22 protein-coding genes are annotated in these 20,700 nt (G+C 61.5%); 19 read left to right on the top strand and 3 right to left on the bottom strand.

Features of this window, described 5'->3' with window-relative positions; genetic code table 11:
• Positions 1-397: 397 nt before the first annotated feature.
• Positions 398-1,645, top strand: a complete 1,248-nt coding sequence (aztD, locus tag R4P70_RS02745) for a zinc metallochaperone AztD (protein ID WP_317830356.1) — start codon at positions 398-400, stop codon at positions 1,643-1,645.
• 385 nt (positions 1,646-2,030) lie between these two features.
• On the opposite strand, the gene R4P70_RS02740 is transcribed toward aztD, so the two are convergent.
• Positions 2,031-2,498: a VOC family protein gene (locus tag R4P70_RS02740; RefSeq protein ID WP_259118475.1), complete on the bottom strand. Its 468-nt coding sequence runs from the start codon at positions 2,496-2,498 to the stop codon at positions 2,031-2,033.
• A 102-nt stretch (positions 2,499-2,600) separates the two neighbouring features.
• On the opposite strand from R4P70_RS02740, the gene R4P70_RS02735 reads away from it, so the two are divergent.
• The 4 genes from R4P70_RS02735 to R4P70_RS02720 all read left to right on the top strand — a co-directional run bounded on the left by R4P70_RS02735 (position 2,601) and on the right by R4P70_RS02720 (position 6,165).
• The gene (locus tag R4P70_RS02735) at positions 2,601-3,599 is read left to right on the top strand and encodes a helix-turn-helix transcriptional regulator (protein ID WP_133727225.1); all 999 of its coding nucleotides are present in this window, start codon (positions 2,601-2,603) and stop codon (positions 3,597-3,599) included.
• Positions 3,600-3,720: 121 nt separating this feature from the next.
• Positions 3,721-4,929 carry an MFS transporter gene (locus tag R4P70_RS02730; RefSeq protein ID WP_020971048.1) on the top strand — a complete coding sequence of 403 codons (1,209 nt, stop codon included), beginning with the start codon at positions 3,721-3,723 and terminating at the stop codon, positions 4,927-4,929.
• Between the two features lie 102 nt (positions 4,930-5,031).
• Positions 5,032-5,700, top strand: a complete 669-nt coding sequence (locus tag R4P70_RS02725; RefSeq protein ID WP_133727227.1) for a FadR/GntR family transcriptional regulator — start codon at positions 5,032-5,034, stop codon at positions 5,698-5,700.
• A gap of 21 nt (positions 5,701-5,721) precedes the next feature.
• Complete coding sequence (locus R4P70_RS02720; protein WP_020909394.1) at positions 5,722-6,165, top strand: hypothetical protein; 444 nt, start codon at positions 5,722-5,724, stop codon at positions 6,163-6,165.
• Positions 6,166-6,258: 93 nt separating this feature from the next.
• Here the strand turns inward: R4P70_RS02720 and R4P70_RS02715 are convergent, their stop codons facing one another.
• A complete protein-coding gene (locus R4P70_RS02715) occupies positions 6,259-6,873 on the bottom strand; it encodes a TetR/AcrR family transcriptional regulator (protein ID WP_020909395.1) in 615 nt (204 codons plus the stop codon).
• A gap of 176 nt (positions 6,874-7,049) precedes the next feature.
• On the opposite strand from R4P70_RS02715, the gene R4P70_RS02710 reads away from it, so the two are divergent.
• The 12 genes from R4P70_RS02710 to R4P70_RS02655 all read left to right on the top strand — a co-directional run bounded on the left by R4P70_RS02710 (position 7,050) and on the right by R4P70_RS02655 (position 18,275).
• The gene (locus R4P70_RS02710) at positions 7,050-8,285 is read left to right on the top strand and encodes a sedoheptulose 7-phosphate cyclase (protein WP_021345782.1); all 1,236 of its coding nucleotides are present in this window, start codon (positions 7,050-7,052) and stop codon (positions 8,283-8,285) included.
• Entirely contained in the window at positions 8,282-9,310 is a 1,029-nt protein-coding gene (locus R4P70_RS02705) for a 3-oxoacyl-ACP synthase III family protein (RefSeq protein WP_020971052.1), read from the top strand. Before R4P70_RS02710 ends, R4P70_RS02705 begins: the two co-directional genes overlap by 4 nt.
• Before the next feature lie 3 nt (positions 9,311-9,313).
• Positions 9,314-10,516 carry an MFS transporter gene (locus R4P70_RS02700; protein ID WP_020971053.1) on the top strand — a complete coding sequence of 401 codons (1,203 nt, stop codon included), beginning with the start codon at positions 9,314-9,316 and terminating at the stop codon, positions 10,514-10,516.
• Between the two features lie 5 nt (positions 10,517-10,521).
• Positions 10,522-11,517, top strand: coding sequence for a zinc-dependent alcohol dehydrogenase (locus R4P70_RS02695; protein ID WP_317830733.1), 996 nt, complete (start codon positions 10,522-10,524; stop codon positions 11,515-11,517).
• On the top strand, positions 11,510-12,331 hold the full coding sequence (locus tag R4P70_RS02690) for an SDR family oxidoreductase (protein WP_019745655.1): 822 nt from the start codon (positions 11,510-11,512) through the stop codon (positions 12,329-12,331). Before R4P70_RS02695 ends, R4P70_RS02690 begins: the two co-directional genes overlap by 8 nt.
• Entirely contained in the window at positions 12,328-13,227 is a 900-nt protein-coding gene (locus R4P70_RS02685; RefSeq protein WP_317830355.1) for an NADP-dependent oxidoreductase, read from the top strand. The genes R4P70_RS02690 and R4P70_RS02685 overlap by 4 nt, the downstream gene beginning before the upstream one ends.
• Positions 13,224-14,021: a VOC family protein gene (locus tag R4P70_RS02680; RefSeq protein ID WP_019745657.1), complete on the top strand. Its 798-nt coding sequence runs from the start codon at positions 13,224-13,226 to the stop codon at positions 14,019-14,021. Before R4P70_RS02685 ends, R4P70_RS02680 begins: the two co-directional genes overlap by 4 nt.
• Complete coding sequence (locus R4P70_RS02675; protein WP_020971055.1) at positions 14,018-14,902, top strand: TIGR03619 family F420-dependent LLM class oxidoreductase; 885 nt, start codon at positions 14,018-14,020, stop codon at positions 14,900-14,902. The genes R4P70_RS02680 and R4P70_RS02675 overlap by 4 nt, the downstream gene beginning before the upstream one ends.
• Positions 14,899-15,567: an HAD-IA family hydrolase gene (locus tag R4P70_RS02670; protein WP_019745659.1), complete on the top strand. Its 669-nt coding sequence runs from the start codon at positions 14,899-14,901 to the stop codon at positions 15,565-15,567. Before R4P70_RS02675 ends, R4P70_RS02670 begins: the two co-directional genes overlap by 4 nt.
• A complete protein-coding gene (locus R4P70_RS02665) occupies positions 15,564-16,526 on the top strand; it encodes an ROK family protein (protein WP_317830354.1) in 963 nt (320 codons plus the stop codon). Before R4P70_RS02670 ends, R4P70_RS02665 begins: the two co-directional genes overlap by 4 nt.
• A 10-nt stretch (positions 16,527-16,536) precedes the next feature.
• The gene (locus R4P70_RS02660) at positions 16,537-17,637 is read left to right on the top strand and encodes an alcohol dehydrogenase catalytic domain-containing protein (protein ID WP_019745661.1); all 1,101 of its coding nucleotides are present in this window, start codon (positions 16,537-16,539) and stop codon (positions 17,635-17,637) included.
• Positions 17,638-17,798: 161 nt separating this feature from the next.
• Positions 17,799-18,275, top strand: coding sequence for a hypothetical protein (locus R4P70_RS02655; protein WP_024487502.1), 477 nt, complete (start codon positions 17,799-17,801; stop codon positions 18,273-18,275).
• Positions 18,276-18,288: 13 nt separating this feature from the next.
• Here R4P70_RS02655 and R4P70_RS02650 read toward each other — a convergent pair whose 3' ends face one another.
• The gene (locus R4P70_RS02650; protein ID WP_317830353.1) at positions 18,289-19,062 is read right to left on the bottom strand and encodes a DUF4190 domain-containing protein; all 774 of its coding nucleotides are present in this window, start codon (positions 19,060-19,062) and stop codon (positions 18,289-18,291) included.
• Between the two features lie 175 nt (positions 19,063-19,237).
• On the opposite strand from R4P70_RS02650, the gene R4P70_RS02645 reads away from it, so the two are divergent.
• Both R4P70_RS02645 and R4P70_RS02640 read left to right on the top strand, forming a co-directional pair.
• The gene (locus R4P70_RS02645) at positions 19,238-19,945 is read left to right on the top strand and encodes a TetR/AcrR family transcriptional regulator (RefSeq protein ID WP_113682677.1); all 708 of its coding nucleotides are present in this window, start codon (positions 19,238-19,240) and stop codon (positions 19,943-19,945) included.
• On the top strand, positions 19,938-20,675 hold the full coding sequence (locus R4P70_RS02640) for an SDR family oxidoreductase (protein WP_113682678.1): 738 nt from the start codon (positions 19,938-19,940) through the stop codon (positions 20,673-20,675). Before R4P70_RS02645 ends, R4P70_RS02640 begins: the two co-directional genes overlap by 8 nt.
• The last annotated feature ends 25 nt before the right edge of the window (positions 20,676-20,700 follow it).

Here is a 20,700-nt window from a genome sequence, read left to right as displayed (position 1 = left end):
CCTCGGATCGATACTGAGCGATTCCGGATTCCTGATCAACACCGAATTCGGAGTCCTCGGCATCAGGCCGACATCAGGACCCACATACTCGAACACCGGCCGACCTGGGCGGGAATACACACTATGCCCAGGCCTGCTGCCAGCCCTGGAATCCTGGGTCATGACTGACGCAGACGGCCATGATCCAATGTCGAGGCGTTCGACGCGGCTGATTCCGTACGCGGCAAAAGAATCGCAGGCATGTTCTCAACCGCTCAATATCGGAACGCCCTTTCTGGGAACTCGTGTTCGGGGTCATCGGCTCGCGAATGCTCGAGCGCGGTGCCCACGCCCGACATGCGAACATTCGCATACTCGACTTTGACAATCATTTACATTAAGCAGTAGATCTATACCCATGCACCTCAACACCCGCATGTCGCGGCGCCTCACCCTTGCCACATCAGTTGGCCTCTCACTCGCCCTCGTTACGGGCTGCTCGTCCGACAACAAGGACTCGGCCCCGTCGGAGACCACCACGACAACCGCGTCCGCACCCACCGAACAAGCCTCGGCAACACCACGTCTCGCAGTCTCCTACGACGGTGGCGTCCTGGTGCTGGATGCAACGTCGCTCGACGTGGTCGGCGAGACCAAGATCGACGGCTTCACGCGACTCAACCCGGCCGGCGACGGTCGCCACGTCATGATCTCGTCGGGTGAGGCGTTCAAGGTGCTCGACACCGGCACGTGGTCCTCGGCCCACGGCGACCATTCCCACTACTACACAGCCGATCCCGCGATGTCCGAGGTCGAGTTCGCAGCCAACGAACCCGGACACGTTGTACGCCATGCCGGAAAGACTGTCCTCTTCAACGACGGCTCGGGACTCGTCGAGATCTTCGATCCGGCGCAACTGGCAAAGCGCCAACCTCGCGTCGAGACGTACACCACGCCAGAACCCCATCACGGCGTTGCGGTCGCACTTGCCGACGGCAGCCTGTTGACGACCATCGGAAATTCGGAGTCCCGCAACGGCATTGCCATCCTCGATGCCGACCGCAAGGAAATCCTGCGCAACGAACAGTGCCCCGGTGTCCACAGCGAAGCAGTCGCTGCCGGCGAAGCCATCGTGCTGGGCTGCCAGGACGGGTTGCTCGTGTACAAGAACGGAGCGATCACCAAGGTCCAGAGTCCGGATGCATACGGCCGCATCGGAAATCAAGCAGGCTCGGAGGAGTCGGACATCGTCCTGGGTGATTACAAGACTGACAAGGACGCCGAACTCGAACGTCCGCAACGGGTCTCGCTGACCAACACGACGACGTCCGAACTCAAGCTCGTCGACCTCGGCACCAGCTACACCTTCCGCTCACTCGGCCGCGGACCGCACGGAGAGGCACTGGTGCTCGGCACCGACGGCGCCATCCACGTCATCGACCCGAACACCGGCGTCGTCACCAAGAAGATCGCCGTCATCGACGCATGGACCGAGCCCACCAAGTGGCAAGAGCCCAGGCCGGCACTCTTCGTGGAAGACCACACCGCGTACGTCACCGATCCCACGTCGAAGAAGCTGATCGCCGTCGACCTCGAAGACGGCAGCATCCTGACCGAGACCACCCTCGATCACGCCCCCAACGAATTGACCGGTGTCACCGGCTGATTCAGATCCTCATCTCAGGCCCCCATCTCACACCGAGATGAGGGCCTGAGCCGTTCTCGTGCTTCGCCTACTGACCAGGGAATCTCGATACCCAGGCAATCCTCGAGGTGCTACGACGCGCCCCTCAGCCAATCGAAGCCGTTGTCGCCCGGCTCCGCCGGAGCTGAGCGGTGGGCACGGCCACGACTGACCGCGGCACAAGTCAGCGTGGAATAACTCTCCGCAGAGGTTCGTTGTAGATGGTGTCGGTGTTCGGTTCTTTGCCCCGGGTACCACCCCAGAATTGCCACTTCGAGTGGCCACTTGCCGAGAGGCGCAAGACGGGCACCGACGCGCTGGAGCCGCTGGACACCTTTCCGTGCCAGCGGCTTTGTCGTCTGAATGATCAGGCCGGCTTTTCGCCGGCAGCGACGTCGAGGATCCACGTCACCCCGAACGCGTCGGTGAGCATGCCGAAACCGGGGCTCCACGCCGCCGCGGCAAGACCCTCGATGATGGATCCACCGACAGAGAGTTTGGCCCAATAACCCTGCACCTCTTCGAGCGATTCACCGCGAACCGAGACGAAGAACGGTTGGTCGGTGATCGTGGTGCCGTTCTCACGGTGCGTCGTGCCGGCATTGGCGGTCGAACCGCCCGACTGTCCTGGGATGTCGTACGCCATCACGCTGAAGCCGTCCGCGGTTTCGACTTGGCCGAACACAATGTTCTCAGCGCCAGGCACATCCTTGAGCATTCCGAAGTCGCCGTAGGTTGCGATCGTGACCTGGCCACCGAAGACGGACTGGTAGAACTCCAGAGCCGCGCGGGCGTCTCCGCGGAAGTTGAGGTGGGTCGTTGTCTTGATGCTCATGTCTGCTCCTAGTACGAACGTCGCCCGGGTTTTCCCTGACAACGTCGACTCTCACAGCCGTATAGGACTGTTTTCGTCCTAGACTCGTCGTAGTCTCACGACATGGCGACCACCACTCGGCTCTTGAATCTGCTGTCCCTCTTGCAGACGAGGCGCGACTGGCCGGGCGCTCTACTCGCCGAGCGGCTCGACATCAGCCACCGCACGGTCCGCCGCGACATCGACCGGCTCCGGGAGATGGGTTACAGCATTGCGGCGACCATGGGCCCGGACGGCGGATACCGACTCGACGCCGGCAGCGAGCTACCACCCCTGCTGTTCGACGACGATCAGGTCATCGCCTTGGCAGTCGCCCTGCAGGCGGCGACGCTGACCGGCGTCGGCATCGAAGAGGACGCAGTGCGTGCGCTGACCACCGTGCGACAAGTGATGCCGTCGCGCCTGCGTCATCGCCTCGACGCACTCACGTTCACCACGATTTCGACCGATTCCAGCGACGCAGACTCGGTGTCCCCTGAGGTGCTCGTAGCGATTTCCGCAGCGGTGCGCGCTCGCGAGGTGCTCCGCTTCGACTACTCGAACGGCCGCTCAACTGACAACATCGAAATAACACCCCCACGCCGCGTGGAGCCACATCATCTGGTGACCTCCAAGCGTCGCTGGTACCTCGTCGCGTGGGATCTCGAGCGAGACGACTGGCGAATCTTCCGCGCCGATCGCATCACTCCACGCACCCCGAACGGCCCGCGGTTCACACCGAAGGGGATCCCCGGCGGTGACGTGAGCGAATACGTGGCCGCGCGCTTCAAGGGATCGGAACATATCAACAAATGGCCGTGCCACGGCAAGGTCAAATGGCCGTGCCACGGCAAGGTCGTTCTCCATCGACCAGCCAGTTATGTTCTTCCCTTTGTCGAGGACGGCGCCGTCGAAGATCTTGGCCCCGACCAGTGCAGCCTCGAAGCCGGATCATGGTCCTGGACGGCGCTGGCAGCCTCCTTCAACCGATTCGACACCGACATCGATGTCGTCGGCCCGGCAGAACTGACCCACGCTTTCGCACAACTCGCCGCCCGCAATGCCGCGACTGCTGCGAGCTAGGCAGTCGTCGCGAATGAGATCCAGGTCTCCAACACAACCGTGCGTCCGTGGGTTCATGTAGGTTTCAAGTCCTCAGAGGACCTGAGGACTTGAAGACCTGAACGAAGGGATGCCCAAGGAGATGAAGAAGGGGCAAGTTGCGTTTCTCACCGGCACACACGTCGTGAACGATCTGTACCAGGGGGCTGTGCCTGCACTGTTGCCGTTCATGATGCTGGAACGCGGATATTCCTACTCCGCGGTTGCCGGAATCACGCTCGCCGCGACCGGACTATCCAGTGTCGTGCAACCCGCATTCGGCATGCTGGTCGATCGAAAGAGCCGGAATTGGCTGGTACCCACAGGTTTTGTGACGGCCGCAACGGGAATTGTCGTGGCCGCGATGAGCACCACCTACATCGTTACTTGGCTGGCAATTGCTTTGGCCGGCATCGGCATTGCCGCATACCATCCGCCCGCCACAAATTTGGCACGCGCAGCTGGAGGTCACTCGCAGAAGGCCATGAGCGTGTTCTCCGTGGGCGGCACGTTGGGAGCCTCACTGGCGCCACCGTTCGTCACGCTCGTGGTCGGTTCGCTCGGATTGTCCGGCGGCTACCTGCTCGCAGTTCCTGCAGTGGTAGCGGCTATTTGGTGGATCGTCGCCCAATCACGATCGGCCGGCACGGGCACGGACGCCGAATCAGCCCAGTCGTTGAGTTCGCAGCTAGCAGCGAACGGTCCCGTGTCAGATGATTGGCGCTCGTTCACCCGACTCGTGCTGGTAACGGTGTGTTGGTCAATTCCATATGTGACCACGCTGTCGTTGGTCTCACCGTACGTACTCAACGGACTGAACGGATCGTCCTCGAGTGCAGCAATCGTGTTGTCCTCCTTCACCTTGGCGGGCGCGGCCGGCACGCTACTGGGCGGAGTCCTCGCGGACCGTCGTGGTCGACGTGCATCCATCCGACTCGGTTACCTGCTTGCCGTACCATCACTGGCATTGCTCGCCGCGGCTCCGAACGTGGCAATTGCCGAACTTGGAATCGTGTGTCTCGGATTCGCGATGTTCTTGCCCTTCGCGCCACAGGTGACGTTGGCGCAGGACTACCTACCGAACCGCCCAGGCACGGCAAGTGGGGTGACACTCGGACTCGCAATGTCAGTGGGAGGCATCGCCTCTCCGCTGTTCGGTTACCTGGCAGATCACTTCGGACCGCGCATGGCGATCGGGGCGACAACTGCAGTGCTGTTGGTCGGAGCCGTCATCGCATTCACCTTGCGCGATCGACGCCTCGACCCGGAAGACGAGACGGAGCGCGAACTGGACGTCATCGCCCTTCGATAACCCGACAGACTGCACCGTAGTCTGAAGATTCATCGGAGGACATGAAGTGTCACTCGGTGGGCCGCTCCACGGCGGTTCACCGAGTCAGTCAGGAGCAGACACATGGCAGTGCGCCAGGTCAAGCAGCAGTCACTGGTACAGAAAGCCGCAGACGAACTTGCGCGCCTCATCGGCGACGGCGAATGGCCGGTCGGGACGAAAATCCCGAACGAGCAGGATCTGAGCACGCTTCTCGGAGTCGGGCGTTCGACCGGCAGGGAAGCCGTGCGTGCACTGATCGCGTCGGGACAGCTCTACTCTCATCAAGGATCCGGCACCTACGTCATGTCCTCGACTCCGGTCACAGAACTCGAGCGAGAACTCAAACGCTCGGACCGCCGCGAAGTCTACGAAGTACGCCGACTTCTGGAAGTGGAAGCTGGCCGCCTGGCTGCGATGCGTCGGACCTCTGCCGACGTCGACCTGTTACGGGCAGCACTCAAAGCCCGTGAAAATGCCTCGACACCAACAGAATTTGTCGACGCTGACATGGAACTACATCGCGCCGTGGTGAATGCTGCGCACAACAGCGTGTTGTCGATGGTATTCGATTCATTCATCGAAACGCTCCGCAACTCGGCCCTGGACGTGATCACCGACGTCGCGGCGCGAGACCCCGAATCGATCAACGACGAAGCCGCTGCCCACCGAGATCTAGTGGAAGCCATCGTCGCGGGTGATGCCGACGCTGCCAGCGCGGCGACGCGCAGGAACATGGACGGGCTCGACTGACCCTCTCTATCGTTGTCAGGCATGACGTCCACATCGCTCCCTCCACGGGGTCTCCGGATCGGTCTGTCCGCCATCGCGTGGCTAAACCTGCTCTCTGCGCTCGTAGGAATGGCGGGCCTGACGATCGGCGGCGGGATGGGCCTGCCTCCTGAGTGGATCGAGGGAACCGTCTTCCCTTCATATTTCTGGCCCGGAATCCTCCTCGGCGTTGTCGTCGGAGGCATCCAAGCCGCCGCGCTCTTCGCTCAGCACAACAGGTTCCGCCTGGCATGGGGCCTGCACGCCGCCGCCGGCCTGACGATGATGATCTGGATCTTCGTCGAAATCGCCATGATCCTCGTCTGGTCGCCGCTGCAAGGCATCTTCTTCACCACTGGATTGGCCCAGACGATCCTCGCCGTTCTCGCACTCGGCGCCTGGCCCCGCCCCTTCCTCCAACGAACCGACAGCCATCACGGTCAGTGACGAATTACATTGGGATAGAAGGTCACTAGGACCGACCTCGATGCTCTCCATCGCCCAATCCAGCTCGACCCCCGACCGTCAACTGAAATCTGTTCAGCCGATGAGGTCTTTCGAGAAGTTCAGCGAGTCGAAAGACCTGTTCGCTACGAGTTCCAATTGCCTCTGTGTTGCACCGTCTCGGGCGCGCTGAGACATGCCTTGGATGACTACACCGATGAACTCGGCAAGGTCCTCGGGATCGGAGTCAGCGGGCATGAGTCCGTTGGCGATATCGGCTGCGATCCTCTGCGACAGCAACACCACGTTGGCATTTCGCATGTCGCGCAATCGGTTTGCTATGTGACTGTTGGCGTCGGTCACGCTGACCGCCGCGCTGATGATCAGACAACCACCCGGACAAGACTCGTCGGTGTAATGGGACGCCGCGTCGTTCAAGAGGCGGCGAATCAATTCGGATGCCTCGCGCTCTTCGGCGAACGCCCGGTCCATGAAGTCGCCGCGAGTCGCGTTGTAGTGATCGACGGCGGCAAAGAACACTCCTTCCTTGCCGCCGAAAGCACTGTAGAGACTCGGTGGATTTATCTGCATCGCAGCAGTCAACATGGCAACGGATGTCCCCTCGTAGCCGTGCTCCCAGAAGGCATACATCGCCTTGTCCAAGGCCGCGTCTACGTCGAACTTCCGCCCTTGTCCCGGCACCCCGGCCATGCAACCTCCCAATTCCGCAGCATCTACCGATCCAAATGTGATCTATTCTACTCTTGTAGCGATCACTATGCGAATGTCCTACTGTTCTCCTCGAAAGTTCATTTCGTTCACTGAAGTACCGCCGTACTGCTGACACAGCTCGCGAACGCTCTTTCACACCGTCTAGGGGGATCGACATGCGTAGTGCCGCTTCATTCAAACTGGGTCTCAGCCACAGCGCGGCCACCGATTCGACATGGAAGGTCGAAGCGGTCAAACAGGTCGAGTATCACGTGATTGCCGCACGAAATCTGTTCGCCAAGGACAGCACTCGACTACTCGACGGGTGCAGCGCAGCGTCGCTACACCGCGGAGACCGACGCTTGATCATCATCGACGCGAACGTCGACCGAATTCACGGGGATAGAATTCGAGGCTACTTCGAACACCACGGAATACGAGCATCCTTCGTACCGATGCGAGCCGACGAGACGGTCAAAGAGTGGGGTTCTGCGGTGCGGGTGGTCGACGCGATGAACGGATTCGGCATCGACCGACGCAGGGAGCCGGTAATCGCGATCGGCGGGGGTGTTCTACTCGACATTGTCGGTTTCGCCGCGAGCGTCTACCGCCGCGGAACGCCGTACATCCGGGTCCCCACCACACTGATCGGCCTCGTCGACGCCGGGGTCGGCGTCAAGACCGGAGTCAACTACGGCATGGGCAAGAATCGACTGGGGACGTATGCACCGGCCCTGGCAACTTTTGTCGACCGAGCATTCCTGCGTACCCTCGACAACCGACACTTGTCCAACGGCCTTGCCGAGATACTCAAGATGGCCTTGATCAAATCCCTCGACCTCTTCGAACTGCTGGAAATCTTCGGGGAACGATTGATCGATGACAGGTTTCAGGGCTCTTCCGACGAACTCGACACAGCAGCAACACAAGTCATCGCCGAGTCGATCCACCTGATGCTCGAGGAACTGCAGCCCAATCTGTGGGAATCCTGCCTCGAACGCTGCGTCGACTACGGCCACACATTCTCGCCCACGCTCGAGATGGAAGCACTACCGGAACTTCTGCACGGTGAAGCCGTAGCTGTCGACATGGCATTGACGTCTGCACTGGGTTATTTGCGGGGAAGTATCAGTGAAGCTGAACTTGATCGCGTCCTGACTGTAATGAGGCGCCTCGGCCTTCCCACCTGGAACGACGTCTTGTCCACACCGGGCGTCCTCGGCGCCGCATTGGCCGACACAGTGCGTCATCGGGACGGGCGGCAACGGCTGCCTTTGCCGGTCGGGATCGGTGGACACCACTTCGTCAATGATGTCACGATCGACGGAATCAACTCTGCCTCCGCCCTTTTGAACAGGAAGAGCGACGAGCTACGCGTCCGTGAGACGTCGGTGACGAAGGTCGCGTCATGAGGTGGGGCGGCCTCTACATCGAAGGCTTCGGCTCATACCTACCGGACAGGCGGGAACAAGCCTCCGACATGGTGACCGAAGGACGGTTCGATCCCGTCGAACAGCAGAAGACCGGACAGACTTCGGTTGCAGTGTCGGACCCTGATATCGGCGAATCCGCGCCGGAGATGGCAGTCTTCGCAGGCAGAGCTGCGTTGGCCGACAGCGGAATCAGCAGCAACGAAATCGACCTACTCGTGCATGCAGTGGTTCTGCACAACGGCCTGGAGGCGTGGAACTGCGGCGCCTACATTCAGAACGAACTTGGCATCGACGACTGCCTGCCGATCGAGATCCGAACAGCCTGCGCCGGAGCAATCGTCGGAATCGAACTGATCGGCCGCTGGTTCGACGGACACGGCAAAGGCCTGGTAACTGCATCCGACGCTTGGCGTCTCCCCCTGTTCGACCGGTGGAATTCCGACAGCGGTCTCGCCTACGGAGACGGCGCGGCCGCTGCTGTCATCGGCCCGGATCCGGGTCCCTTTCGTATTCTTTCGACTTCCGTAGTCACTGATGCACACCTCGAGCAGATGCACCGCGGGCACGAGCGCACAAGCATGCCTGTCTACGGCACCGCCGACCCGATCGATCTCCGAGCACGGGTGGGGGGCTTCACCGAGACTCACTCCATCGACGAGTTCTGGTCACGCAACGCGGCCGCTCTGTCTCGATGCGCTGAAACAGCTTTGGGTGATGCCGCCACTCATCACGGTGACATCGCCACCTGGATCGTACCGAATTTCGGCAACGTCCTACTCCGCAAACAATGTTTCGAGCCGCTGAAGATCCGCGCCGAGCAGACCTTGGTCGAACTCGGCAGAACCATCGGCCACACCGGTGCTGCCGACCCACTACTGGGCCTCGACCTGCTCCGCCGCAGCAAGGCCCTGCACCCCGGAGACCGGATCATGCTCACCGGCATCGGCGTCGGGTTCACATGGGGATGCGCAGTCGTCGAATACACCGGATACGAGAAGGGATAGGCCATGGTGGTCGAAACTCCGCACGAATTGACGACAACGGCTCGCTCTACCAACGCGAATGCCGCAATAATCTGGATGCTCCTGGCAGTGTTCGGCGTCGGCACTGTCGAATACCTTGTGGCCGGCGTACTTCCGGACATCTCCACCGACCTCGGGGTCAGCACCTCCACAGCCGGACTGCTCGTCACCATCTATGCCGTCACAGTGGTCATCGGTGGCCCTCTACTGACGATCGCTACCACCAGGGTGCCGCGGACACCTCTCATCGCGGCTCTGATGGCTCTCTTCGTCATCGGCAACATCGGAACTGCGCTGGCACCGAACTTCGCAACCATGGTGATATTTCGGATCATCACTGCTCTGCCACACGCGACGTTCTTCGCTCTGTGCCTGGTGCTGGCGACGTCGTTGGTGGCGCCTGAATTCCAAGGGCGTGTGATCGCCCGCGTCACCCTCGGACTGAACCTGGCGACGGTCCTCGGCGTCCCCTTGGGAACTCTCATCGGTACACAACTGGGTTGGCGCTGGTCTTTTGCGATCATCGCCGTTTTCCAACTGCTGGTCACCGCTGCGCTGATCGCCTCGACGCGCAACGCCGCTCCCTCGCACCAGACCGGCAACGTCAGCTCAGAGCTACGGGTGTTCACCCGGGGCCCAGTTCTGTGGGCGATCGGGCTGACCGCTCTCAGTCAGGCAGCGCTTTTCGTGGTGTTCACCTACATCTCGCCGTATCTCACCGAGCATGCCGGCATCTCGGTGTCGACGGTGACGGTGGTGTTGTTCGTATTCGGCGTCGGGTCTGTTGTCGGCAATCAACTCGGTGGTTACTACGCAGACAAGGACCTGGACAAAACGCTGTACATCGCGTTGACCGCGCTCGCGTTGGCACTTCTCGCTCTCTTCGTCTTCGGCGGAACGTCTTGGTTTGCCTTCGCCTGGATGTTCGTACTCGGTGCTACCGGTTTTTCCATTATTCCGCCGCTCGCCTCGAAACTCATCGGTGCTGCAAGCGAAGCCCCGCACCTTGCTGCCACGGTCAACATTGCAGGATTCCAACTTGCGAATGCTGCCGGCGCGTGGATCGGCTCGATCGCTCTGTCCGGCGGCAACAGCGTTGCAGTCCTGCCTGCTATCGGGGCAGTCCTCGCGGCGGGCGCAGTACTGCTGCTGTTCGTCAGTCGGCGCACTGCTCGGAGCGTGACGTGAAAGCCATGAGAGCTGCGATGATCGACGCTCCCCGTTCCGTGTCGATCGTGACGATCGACCGTCCCAACTGCGGGCCTGACGATGTCGTCGTCAAGGTTGCCTATGTCGGTCTGTGCGGTACGGATCTGGAGTTGTTGCACGGCACGTCGTCATACCTCACTGATGGCCTTACGTCGTTTCCGCATCACTTCGGGCACGAATGGGTGGGCACCGTAGAGCAGACCGGCCCGAATATTCACGATCTGTCGGCGGGTGACGTAGTCACCGGGAGCACGATGATTTTCTGCCAGGCGTGTTCGGCCTGCGGGGCCGGACGACGCAACCAGTGCTCCGATCTGCGTGAGGTCGGGCTATACGAACATCCTGGTGCCGCAGCCGAATTCCTCCGCATGCCGCGGCGCACGGTCGTTTCACTCGGTCGCGTCACAGTCGAACCGGAGCACGTTCTCATCGAGCCGCTCGTGACGGTGCTCGAGGCGCTCGACGCTGCTTCGATGTCGCCGGGTGATCGGGTTCTCGTCGTCGGCGCGGGCACGATCGGCAGCTTGTCCATCGCCATGCTGAGTCGATACCCGATCACCGTCGACGTTCTCGAACCCCGGTCGATCGAACACCTCGACTCCGGCACCGTCACACACAGTTTCACCGATGCCACACACCTGACCGGGCAGTACGACGTGGTCGTGGAGGCGTCTGGCGGCGCCGGTGCGCTGGGTACCGCCGTAGGCGTTCTCCGTCCGGGAGGCAAGTGCATCCTCGTAGGCGTCGCGGCGCACACGGAATCGATCGATCCCGGAGCTGTTGCGCTGGCCGGCATTTCGATCATCGGAGTACGTCACGGGGTAGATCACTACCGCCGAGCCGCGGAACTGTTCCCGCTGATTCGCCCGGCATTGACCGCATTGATCGACAGTGTGGTTCCTCTGACCGAAGCACAGTCCGCATTCGATCGTCTCGAAGGCCACAGGACACGGCCGAAGGTGGTGATCTCTGTTGAGTGAGCTCGAATACACAGTGATAACCGGAGCGAGTAGTGGTATCGGCCGGGCAATCGCGCTCGCGCTTGCGAAAGAGGGTCACAACCTCGTCCTCGGATACGGCAATGGTCTCGATCGCATCGCACGGTTGGTGAGCGAACTAAATGCGCAGTTCCGCATCGACGTCGTTCCCCTGCAACTGGACCTGCGCAATGCCGAATCGACAGTCGACGCCGTTCTGAGATGCACAGATGAACTGGGTGAGATCCACTGCCTGGTAAACAATGCCGGAATCAACGATCGATCACCCGCAGATGCACTCGCCATCGATCGAATGCGCGAGGTCATGGCCGTCAATTCGATCACCCCACTTGCGTTGGCCTCGTCGGTGGGGCGCCGGATGATCGCGCGAGGTATCGCAGGATCGATCGTCAACATCACATCGATCCATGACACGGTCCCCATCACCGGCGGTGCAATCTACTGCGCCAGCAAGGCCGCATTGGCGGCGTCGAGTCGTGTCCTCGCCCTCGAATTCGCGCCCCACGGAGTGCGCGTCAATTCCGTCGCACCGGGAGAAACCGCCACCGCGATGAACGGCATCGATGACGAATCCTCGTATGCGGACATCGATCGCCCCGCTATCCCGTTGGGGCGTCCGGCCGGTGTGCACGAGGTCGCAGCAGCCGCGGCGTTCCTCGCCGGGTCCGGTTCGAGCTATCTCACGGGGACCACCGTTACCGTCGACGGCGGACTGGTTCTGACTGCAGCCGAAGCGAATGCCCGCTACGCCGTCGATCATTCTCCAACGCAAGGTCTCATGAAAGGAATCGCATGAAAGCCATCGCAATCGAAGCCACCGGCGCCCCAAGCGTTCTCACTCTCACCGAGGTTGACGAGCCGACATCCGGCCCCGGAGACGTCACTGTTTCCGTTGCAGCCGCTGCCGTCAACCCTGTCGATCTGAAGACCCGTTCGGGGTTCTTGCCCATCGAGTTGCACTTCCCAGCCGTATTGGGATGGGACGTCTCCGGAACTGTTATCGCAGTCGGATCCGCGGTAACACGCTTCACGCCAGGAGACCGCGTCATCGGAATGATCGCGCAACCGGCACACCGCTACGGAACCTATGCCGAACGCGTCACCGCCGACCAGTCCTTGTTCGCACCCGCTCCGTCGAACGTCACCCTCGAGCACGCTGCTGCGATCCCACTCGCAGCGCTCACCGCTGTGCAATGCCTCGAGAAACTCGACCTTGCACCAGAATCCACGGTGTTGGTGACCGGTGCTGCCGGCGCGGTGGGCCGAATAGCGTCGGCGCTGCTGATCTCGCGGGGACACCGCGTCGAAGCCCTCGCTCGCGAGAGCGACACTGACGAACTCTTGGCCCTCAGCCTCAGCCGGGTCATAGCGAGTCCCGTCGACCTGCCGCAGAAGGAGTACGACGCCATCGTCGACACGGCGGGTATTGCCGAATCCGTCGACAGTGTGCGAGACGACGGCGCCTTCATCTCCATCGACGACAACGAGCAACCCGCACCGCAACGTGGAATCACACCGGCGAAAAGCTATGTCGACGAGGACGGCTCGGGCCTCGAATCATTCGCCGAACTGGTATCGACCGGTTCGGTCACCGTCCCTGTCGCCCGAACATTCCGGTTCGACGAAGCACCCCAAGCCCACGCTCTGCTGGCCGCGGGCGGAACCCGAGGAAAGGTACTGCTGATCCCATGACCGTGACCGCGAATGTCGAAGATGCCTTGTCCACAGTCGGTGTCACCGTTCCCGATGCGGACGCCGCCGCCAACTTCTTCGCTTCACTCCTGGGTGCGAACCGCGTCGTAAGATACCCCGGACGTGTCTCCGTACCGATCGGATTGTCGGGGGTCGTGGATTTCGTATCAGCGGATTGGCCCCATCAACCCCCACCGCGGTTGGTCGACATCGGTACCAACCATCTCTGCTTCACTGTCGGCGATATCGAACTCGCTGTGAGCTACCTTGATTCGCGAAGCGACGTGACAGTCCTCGGCGACGTGATCGAGGTACCCGAGGGTCCGATTGCGGGCAACAAGTGGGTGTACTTCCGGTCGCCGTGGGGCGATCTCTTCGAACTTCAGCAGTGGCCCGAGGAGCCGGGATACTTCCACGAGACCCAGGCCCGACTCCACCACAGACGCGAGGACATCGCGTCAGCCCTTCTCCCGACCTGCCGCGGTTTGGATCACACGGGCTACAGCGTCCCGGACCTCGACGCCGCGATAGCGCGTCTGGTGACCGCCCATTCGGGAACCGAGGTGCTCCGCACCGACATCGCAGCGGATCGCGGGTTCATGACGGCACAGTTCGATCTCGACGTCGAAGGAACGTCCCGGATGGCGATGGTATCCGTCGGCGACTTGAACATCGAGTTGTTCGAGCACCACATCGGCCGGCAGGAGGCCCCTCGCCCTTTGACCGCCAACGGGGGAAACTTCCTGACGTTCCGCCACGGGGGCGCCGCGCGACTGATTCCGAGTTCGCTGTGAAGTACGGAATCAATCTCCCCAACTTCGGGCCGCAGATCGACCCCGAGGGGATTCTCGCGTGGGCCCGGACAGCGGAAGCTGCCGGATTCGACAATGTCCTACTCTCGGATCACGTGGTGTTGACCGACGACGCGAATCGCCGCTCTCCCGCTCCGTTTTACGAGTGCCTGGCCACGCTGTCCTGGCTCGCAGCGGGTACCGAGTCGATTCGCCTGGGCAGCGGCGTGCTGATCGGCAGTCACCGACACCCGGCCCACCTCGCCCACGCGACCGCGACGATTGATCGACTCAGCGGCGGACGGTTGATCGTGGGCATCGGGGTCGGCTGGACTGCACAGGCTTTCGACGTCCTCGGCGTTCCGTTCACACGTCGAGGCCGACTGACGGATACCACTCTCGAAACCCTGATCGCAGCGTGGACGTCGGAGACATACGACGCACCGGGCTCGGCCGGAACACATCGCGTGCACAACGGACCTCTACCGCTGCAGCAACCACACCCTCCGTTGTGGATCGGCGGCAACGGACCCGCTGCGATCGACCGAACCAACAGATTAGGCACTGCATGGCACCCATTGCACCCTACCCGGGGCCTATGCATCGCTGGAGTCGCTTCACTCGCCCCCGGGCGTGAGTTCGTCCCCCGCATCTACTTTCTCCCCACCGAAAGATCTGTCGAATCACCAGACCGTCCACTCGGGTACGGAACCATCAACCAGATACGTGCCGACATCGATTTTCTGTCTGAGATCGGTGCACAGACGATTGTGCTCGATACCGATCCTGGCGACCAGCGACTGCGTCGCTCAACCGACCACGATCTCGATCTGATTCGCATTGCCGGCGAAAGTTTGGGAATGAGTCGGGTGGCCGTCTTATGACTCTGCGGCCCAGCTTGATTCGACAATCCATTTCGACCTCGGCACTGCTGTTCGACATGGACGGAACCCTCGTCGATTCGCAGGCGTCGATCGAGGCTGTCTGGTTCGAATTCGCGGACCGGCACGGCGTTGATCGGGCGGTGGTAGCGCAGGCACTTCCAGGCCGCATCGCTTCCGACATCATCGTTCGGGTTCTCGGTAATCGAGCAAACGTCGAATCCGAACTGAACTGGATCAGGCAAAGCGAAGAGCAGAACTCGCATCCAGTTCGCGCCATCGCCGGCGCCAAGGACTTTCTGGCGTCTGTGCCCCGGGAGCAATGGGCGATTGTCACGTCGGCCCCTCGATCGATGATGGTGCGAAGGCTCACTGAAGCGGGCCTCCCGCTTCCACACGCGTCGGTATGCGCTGAGGACGTGCGCGCCGGCAAGCCAGATCCCGAGGGCTTTCTTGCAGCGGCGGCGCGCTTGAAGGTTTCCGCCGACTCCTGCACCGTATTCGAAGACTCCTCGGCCGGCATGGCTGCTGCGGCCGATTCCGGCGCATCATGCGTTGCAATCGGAGCCGAGCCCGGACGAAACCTTTTGAGAGTGAATAATTTTACTTCACTACGACTCTCCCGAGAGAGATCGGAGCTCGTAATCGACGTGGTACCGGAACTATGACGGATACCGTATCGGTCGATCTGGGAGGTACGTGGCTACGCATCCGCAGCGGTGAGCGAACCGAACGGCTGTCATCGCCCAGCGTGCTCCGACAACCGTCTGCCACTCCCGATCAACTCCTGCGCGAGCTGATCGAGACACTGGATCGATATCTACCGCCGGGTGCCGCAGTGAACATGGCGTGCGGGGCCGCGCTCGACGAACAGAAGGGCGTCGCCCATGGATCCGGCCCATTGTGGGGCGGCACTCCTGCCGGTGAGATTCCGTTGCTGCGCCTCCTCGAATCCCACCGCCCGGACGTTCGATGGACACTCGTGAACGACGTGACGGCAGGGTTGGCGTCATTCGCTCGTGGGTTTACACGTCCCACCGATCGGCGCATCGCCTACCTCACCATCAGCAGCGGGATCGCACTGCGGATAGCTGATGCAAGAGAGGGAGTGATTCCAGTGGACGCATTGGGGTTGCAAGGTGAGGTCGGCCACCTTCGTGCAGTGACGTCGGGGCCGGATACAGTGCGACAGTTGCCCTGCGCATGTGGAGGCATCGGACATGTCGCGGCGATCTCGTCCGGCTCGGCGTTGGCTGCTGTCGCCTCGGCTCTCGAATTGCCCTATGACAGAGATTCGTTCGGTCCAGCACTCGAGTCAGGCGCCCCTGGTGCATCACTTCTGTTGAGCGTGGTCGTCGAGCCGATCGCCGAGCTGGTCAGAACGATGATCGCCCTCGATCCACGACTGGATCGCATCGGGATCGGTGGCGGGCTCGCCGAAGGTCTGTCCGAGATGTACGAGAGGGAACTTTGTTCCCAACTCGCCTCGGTGCGATCGTACGCGGACACGTCACTGACTCCCGAGAGAATCCGTAAGACGATATACCTGTGCCGTCCTCACGACATCGACACCCTGTCCGGTGCCGACGATATTGCCGCCGGTCGCCTCCGCGTAAGCAAGCTGTGAAAGAGGATTCATGACAACGCAACTCACCCATCGCGCAATCGTGAGAAGGGGCAGTCGGTCGAGCGTCGAAAAGCGGCCGACTCCAACTCCCGGACCCGGCGAACTTCTCGTCGCCCCCGAGAAAGTCAGCCTGTGCGGGACTGACATTCAGATTGTGCGCGGAGACAGGGACGACCCCTCGCCCATCGTCGGCCACGAAGGCGCTACCCGCGTCGTCGAAGTGGGCGACGGCGTCACCGGCTTCGAGGTAGGTGATCGAGTCGTGGTCAACCCGACGCATCCGCATGATTCATCGTTTCTTCTCGGCCACAACGTCGAGGGGTTGTTTCAACAACGCGTCATCATCGGCGTGCCCGCGGTGAGTGGAGGGTTGGTCACGCCGTTGCCACTGGAACTTTCCAGCGCACGCGCTACTCTCGTCGAACCGTACGCCGTCGTCAGGTATGCGCTCTCCTGCCTCTCCCGTGAGTCACCGGGGACGCTGCTCATTTTCGGCGACGGTCTCATCGGAAATCTGGCTGCGGCCCTCGCACCCTCCGTTCTCTTCCCAACCGTCCGAGTAGTAATGGTCCACCGCACCGAACTCGGCATGGAGTGGACGACAAATCACTTTCCATCCGTGGTCAACTCGCTCGCTACCGAGAACTGGGTACGCGAAACCACAGGCTCGGTCGCCGTGCTGGTCGCGACTCACCGCGCCGGCACAGTAGCGTCGATCGACACCGCTCTGGAACGCCTCGGCGATCGAGTTGTCTCCGTGCATCCGATTGGTGGAGTGCCGGCCAAGGCCACGTCCGATTTGTTACCCGGGGTGGACATCGCCGGGGTGCGACAAGCCAACACGGGTGGACCGACACCACCCGCGATCACGACGTTCACCAGGGGCTCTCTGCGCGTTGCCTTGACGGGCAACAGAGGAGTCACGAACCACCAACTCGCCTCCGCTGCAGCTGCATTGACGAGCGCCGACGACACGATCGACACGCTACTCACACACCAACTCGGCATCGATGAGGGCACCGCATTGATGAACGTGATCTGCGAGAAACGGACCCGAGAGGTGGACGGCGAGTTGGTGATTCGATTGGTGGTGAATCTTGCGGGTCATTGAAGGTATTTGATCCGACGAACTCGGGGAACAACCAGCCAAGACCTCCCGCCCGAGATCCCCCACGGACTCGCATTGCTAGTGTTGATGACGTGTTTGCCACGGGACCCAACGCGCTGACGGTAAAAGGCCAACCGACGCTTCAACACATAGATTTCACCTTTTTGGATTCTTTTCGATTTCCCGACCGGCAGGGCTTCCCCGATTCATATCGCGCATTCATCCGGCACGCAGGGTGGGCGCGGACCTTCGGACTCTGGCTCATCTATCCGCCCGTCCTTCCCGGATTTGCCGACGGCTGGCAAGGGCGCGCCCGCAACCTCACCGCTCATCTTCATTCGGTCTACACAGAAGGACAGGATGACGAGTTCGATTGGATGATCGAACCCGACGGCGATTGGTCACTCCCCGACTCGCTGCAGGTTTTCGGATGGAGCGAAAACGGTGACGCCCTCCTGTGGGACACAGCATCACGCGACACCGACGGAGAGTTTCCGGTTTGGGAATCGCGATCGTTCAACTCCCTCCACCGCCTCGGCGGGAGCCTCTACGAAGCACTTCCGTCCATTCGCACCCGGACGGCGAGCCTGTTCGGACCCCGCGCCTACGACATCGAGCCACTCCAGCCCACCCAACTCTGACGCGCGACCCAAATTATCGAAAGGCCGCGGGCACAGCCACTAGTACGACACCTACGATGACGACCAGCGACAGATAGCCGAGAACGAGGCCGGCCACTGCCAATCCGCGCCCACTTTCGCCGGAACGGCGAATCTGGTTCAGCGACACATGGCCCACGGGAATAGCAAGAACCCCACCGAAGATTCCAAGTATCAGTGCGACGATGGCCAAGGCATTCGTACCGCCGACCACCCCTGGCGGCGGCGACACCACCTGCCTGACAGGCCCGAATGCCGAACGAAGGCTCCTCCCTAACAGCAGCGCCCCGACCATATACAGCGACAGTCCCGCCACTGATCCGGCTACCCAGGCTCCACGAAACGCCGGCCCGTCGACGTCGAGGATCCTCCCCGCCGCCCTTACCCCGGATCCTGCTGCACCGACCGCGATACTCAAATTCACTGCGCCAGGAAGAACGGCAAGCAAGGCAATAGCACCGATACCAAGCGACAATGCCGGGCCACCTCGGCGCCGCCACGCCAACGAACTCATCAGCGCTACGAACAAAGTCACAGCAATGCCTAAAAGCCCAGTCACAAATCCGACAACGACTCCCGTCTCGAAGTCCCCACCTAGATGACGAGCAACCCCCTGTGCCCAGGCCCGTGCGAATGGCGGCCCGAGCGTCAGCGAGGCAACGACCGTTGCAACCGCAACACACGCCACGACACTGATGACCCGCAGAATCCACCCCAGATAACCGGAATGCGAATTATTCGGCGCAACAGTAGTTTCCGAGTCGATCACCAGGATTCCTTCGTTCAGAGTGCGACAACAGAACGGCTCTAGCCGTCACTCCACACAGAACCGTGGCCGGACCGGCTCACTCATCTGATCAAGTTCTGGTGCCTGTGTCTGTAGTTCGTTCGCACGACCAAACCCGCGATAGCAACGATTACACATTTATGTTAGCGTTGTTTTCATGAGTTCGAGAGCAAAGATTCTGGCAGCAGCAACCGAGTTGCTCAACACCTCCCCCAACGGTGACATCTCCACCCGCGCCGTGTGCGAGATGGCCGGCGTCGGCGCCCCCGCGCTCTACCGTCAGTTCGGCGACAAGGACGGACTGCTCGCAGCCGTCGTCGAGGCAGGATTCTCCGAATACCTCGAAGGCAAACGCGCTGCGACACCTTCCGATGACCCCGTCGCCGATCTACGGGCCGGCTGGGATGCGCATACAGCCTTCGCGCTCGCACATCCCGCTCATTACCGACTGATGCACTCACCTTCCGCCCAGAGTGCCGACACCGCCTTGCAAGCCCAGGCGCTACTTCGATCCGTTCTCGAACGATGCGCTGCGGCAGGCGTTCTGACCGTATCGGTCGACGTGGCTACGCAGATGGTGATGTCCGCCAATGCGGGTGTCGCTCTGATGCTCGTCGTAAGGCCGGAACAGTACCCCGATCCGACACTGTCACAGCGAGTTCGCGACGGAATCATCGCGTCCATCATCGACGAGTCCGACGCCCACCCGGACGCCTCCCTCAACAGAGTTGCATCCACTCTCGACGCTCAACTCGCCGCCGCAGATTCAACTTCCCTCTCCACCAACGAAGTCGGCCTACTACGGGAGTGGCTCCGCAAGCTGTCCGATGCACCCAAACCAGTTCAGGAGTTACATCATGACTGACACCACCATCCGCGTCGCCATCGTCACCGGAGCTTCCGGCGGCATCGGGCGAGAGACTGCCGAGAAGCTCGCCGCCGACGGAATGGCTGTCGCCGTGCACTATTCAGGAAACCTGCAACGCGCCCAGGAAACAGTTGACACCATCGTCGCAGCGGGCGGTCGCGCCATCGCGGTGCATGCCGACGTCGCCGACGAAGGTGAAGTCGCGACCCTGTTCGATACGGTCGAGGAGGAGTTCGGGGGCATCGACGTCGTCGTCCATGCAGCCGGAATCATGATTCTCTCCACCGTCGCAGAACTGAACTTCGACGATTTCGATCGGATGCATCGGACCAACGTCCGAGGGACCTTCGTGGTCGACCAGCAGGCAGCCAGACGTGTCCGGACCGGTGGTGCGATCATCAATTTCTCCACCTCCGTGAAGAAGCTGGCGTTTCCGACTTATGCCGCGTACGCCGCCACCAAAGGTGCTGTCGACGCGATCACTCTGGTTCTCGCGAAAGAGCTACGGGGACGCGATATCACGGTCAACGCCGTAGCTCCGGGCCCCACGGCCACCGATCTGTTCCTGGACGGGAAAGACGAAGCTACAGTGGAGAACCTGTCCAAGCTGGCTCCCCTGGAACGCCTCGGCACACCGGTGGACATCGCGGAGGCTGTCGCGTTTCTCGCCGGCCCAGCTCGTTGGGTCAACGGCCAGGTCATCTACGTCAACGGCGGCGTAATTTAGCAAATCCATCGTCTAAGGACCACAC

It is taken from the genome of Rhodococcus sp. IEGM 1241, from assembly GCF_033142365.1.
Classification (GTDB): Bacteria; Actinomycetota; Actinomycetes; order Mycobacteriales; family Mycobacteriaceae; genus Rhodococcus_F; species Rhodococcus_F erythropolis.
This window is presented reverse-complemented; position numbering and strand designations above follow the sequence as displayed.

Coding starts and splice junctions, on each gene's coding strand:
- aztD (WP_317830356.1), top strand. CDS start 398: ATGCACCTCAACACCCGCATGTCGCGGCGCCTCACCCTTGCCACATCA.
- R4P70_RS02740 (WP_259118475.1), bottom strand. CDS start 2,498: ATGAGCATCAAGACAACGACCCACCTCAACTTCCGCGGAGACGCCCGC.
- R4P70_RS02735 (WP_133727225.1), top strand. CDS start 2,601: ATGGCGACCACCACTCGGCTCTTGAATCTGCTGTCCCTCTTGCAGACG.
- R4P70_RS02730 (WP_020971048.1), top strand. CDS start 3,721: ATGAAGAAGGGGCAAGTTGCGTTTCTCACCGGCACACACGTCGTGAAC.
- R4P70_RS02725 (WP_133727227.1), top strand. CDS start 5,032: ATGGCAGTGCGCCAGGTCAAGCAGCAGTCACTGGTACAGAAAGCCGCA.
- R4P70_RS02720 (WP_020909394.1), top strand. CDS start 5,722: ATGACGTCCACATCGCTCCCTCCACGGGGTCTCCGGATCGGTCTGTCC.
- R4P70_RS02715 (WP_020909395.1), bottom strand. CDS start 6,873: ATGGCCGGGGTGCCGGGACAAGGGCGGAAGTTCGACGTAGACGCGGCC.
- R4P70_RS02710 (WP_021345782.1), top strand. CDS start 7,050: ATGCGTAGTGCCGCTTCATTCAAACTGGGTCTCAGCCACAGCGCGGCC.
- R4P70_RS02705 (WP_020971052.1), top strand. CDS start 8,282: ATGAGGTGGGGCGGCCTCTACATCGAAGGCTTCGGCTCATACCTACCG.
- R4P70_RS02700 (WP_020971053.1), top strand. CDS start 9,314: ATGGTGGTCGAAACTCCGCACGAATTGACGACAACGGCTCGCTCTACC.
- R4P70_RS02695 (WP_317830733.1), top strand. CDS start 10,522: ATGAGAGCTGCGATGATCGACGCTCCCCGTTCCGTGTCGATCGTGACG.
- R4P70_RS02685 (WP_317830355.1), top strand. CDS start 12,328: ATGAAAGCCATCGCAATCGAAGCCACCGGCGCCCCAAGCGTTCTCACT.
- R4P70_RS02680 (WP_019745657.1), top strand. CDS start 13,224: ATGACCGTGACCGCGAATGTCGAAGATGCCTTGTCCACAGTCGGTGTC.
- R4P70_RS02670 (WP_019745659.1), top strand. CDS start 14,899: ATGACTCTGCGGCCCAGCTTGATTCGACAATCCATTTCGACCTCGGCA.
- R4P70_RS02665 (WP_317830354.1), top strand. CDS start 15,564: ATGACGGATACCGTATCGGTCGATCTGGGAGGTACGTGGCTACGCATC.
- R4P70_RS02660 (WP_019745661.1), top strand. CDS start 16,537: ATGACAACGCAACTCACCCATCGCGCAATCGTGAGAAGGGGCAGTCGG.
- R4P70_RS02645 (WP_113682677.1), top strand. CDS start 19,238: ATGAGTTCGAGAGCAAAGATTCTGGCAGCAGCAACCGAGTTGCTCAAC.
- R4P70_RS02640 (WP_113682678.1), top strand. CDS start 19,938: ATGACTGACACCACCATCCGCGTCGCCATCGTCACCGGAGCTTCCGGC.